Origin of the sequence: Halorubrum sp. Atlit-26R, from assembly GCF_003666015.1 — an archaeon.
GTDB lineage: Archaea > Halobacteriota > Halobacteria > Halobacteriales > Haloferacaceae > Halorubrum.
On sequence record NZ_QPLT01000337.1, the window covers coordinates 1 to 556 of the forward strand.

General features: G+C 56.3%; 1 pseudogene. It reads right to left on the bottom strand.

What is annotated here, in order from left to right:
• Nucleotides 1–61: 61 nt before the first annotated feature.
• Nucleotides 62–556, bottom strand: a pseudogene (locus DVK07_RS20865) (ISNCY family transposase); the annotation flags it as partial.

A 556-nucleotide genomic window follows, 5' to 3' on the forward strand; every position in this document is an offset into this window, starting at 1 on the left:
TATACGTGAAAATGAACGGCGCAGCCGCTACTGAATGGATGAACCCGGAGTGAGAAAAGCGTTACCCGAGCTCCCGTAGGAAGTCGCCTAACGCCCGCACGAACGTCTTCGCCGTAATCACTGGCGGCGACCGAATCGGCTCATCAAGTGCGACCTTGATCAGATAGTCCGTCAGCCGCCACAGATTATAGATCAACGTCGACAGCGCGAAGTTACACAGCCGCAGTCGGTAGTCCGTCGACGATGTCTTCGGCAGAAAGTCCTTAATCGACTTGTACTGGTTCTCGATGTCCCACCGCCGACTGTACCCGTTCACCACGCTCCCAATCTCTTTTGGCTCGACGTGGTCCTCGTTGGTCACGAACACCGCGTACTTCCCGTCAGCATCATCGCTCGTACTCGGCGTGTAGAGGAACTCCGCCTTGTGATGGACGTCGCCATCAATTCCGAACGGGACGTCGTGCTTGACAGCTTCGTCCGCCGTTGGATGCTTCTGAATGTCCTGAATCGCCGCCAAGTCATCTTCGTACGTCGGCACTGGGGAGAGATACGTGAG